1 protein-coding gene is annotated in these 1,220 nt (G+C 66.7%); it reads left to right on the top strand.

Annotation, left to right across the window (positions count from 1 at the left end; all coding sequences use genetic code 11):
• Window positions 1-1,220: flagellin (locus tag IEY14_RS25665; RefSeq protein ID WP_210318593.1), on the top strand; the 1,220-nt coding region annotated here is incomplete at both ends.

Below are 1,220 nucleotides of genomic sequence, written 5' to 3'. Positions count from 1 at the left end.
GTCCTCGACACGGCGGTCGATCTGTCGGGCGTGACGGTCGGCGGCTCCAACACGACGGCCGGCGCCAGCGCGGGCGGTCTGGTGGCGGGCTCGGCGGTCGCCGGCACCAACACCGCTTCCGGCTCGACGGTGTTCGATACGACGAAGCCGCTGACCTGGAACAGCGCCACCGACGAACTGCACTTCACCCTCGCCAAGGACGGCGCTGCCGGTACGACGGTCTCCATCCGTCGCGGCACGGTGCAGACGGCGCTCAACAACTCGGCCACCTCGGTGACGGTCTCGACCAGCGCCGACATGGTCAAGGTGCTGCAGCAGGGCATCAACGATGCCGGCGTCACCGGCGTCACCGTCTCGGTCGGCAGCGACGGGTTCCTGAAGTTCACCTCGGCCACGACCGGCACGACCTCGGACGTTGCCATCACCTGGGGCGGCAGCACGGACAACGACACCACGGCCGGTACGCTGGACGCAACCAACGGCAAGATCGTCACGACCGACTATGTGACGGGCGTGACCGCCGACAAGTTCGAGCCGGCTAGCGCGGTGATGAACGCCTTCACCGGCCCGATCCAGTTCACCTCCAGCACGGACAAGGTCAACTTCTCGCTGGCTCTGAACGGCGGCGCGGCGACGGCCTACACGATCTCGAAGTCGGATGTCGACGCCGCGCTCGGCACGACCGACGGCAAGATCAACTCGGTCGGCGACTTCCAGACCGTCCTCGCCACCAAGCTTTCGGCCGCCGCAGTGACCGTCGGCTCGCTGGCTTCGGGCAAGGTGACCTTCACCTCGCAGAGCACGGCCTCCACCTCGGCGGTCGCGGTGTCGGCGGTGTCGACCGAAGGCTTCACGACCACGGGGACCTCGATCGCCTCGATCTCGGTCGACGGCATCGACATCTCGACGGCGACACTGACGGCGCGCGGCGTCGACACCGGCGACGAGATCCGCTCGGTGCTGAAGGCCTACATCACCGTCGTCAACTCGGCGATCAACAAGGTGACTTCGGCGGCGGCGGCGCTCGGCTCGGTGTCCTCGCGCATCGACATGCAGAAGAGCTTCGTCGACACGCTGATGGACACGATCGACAAGGGCGTCAGCAACCTCATCGATGCCGACATGTCGGAAGAGTCGACCAAGCTCCAGGCTCTGCAGGTCAAGCAGCAGCTCGGCGTCCAGTCCCTCTCCATCGCCAACCAGTCCAGCCAGACCATCCT

The organism is Aureimonas endophytica (assembly GCF_014642635.1).
Lineage (GTDB): Bacteria > Pseudomonadota > Alphaproteobacteria > Rhizobiales > Rhizobiaceae > Plantimonas > Plantimonas endophytica.
This window is presented reverse-complemented; position numbering and strand designations above follow the sequence as displayed.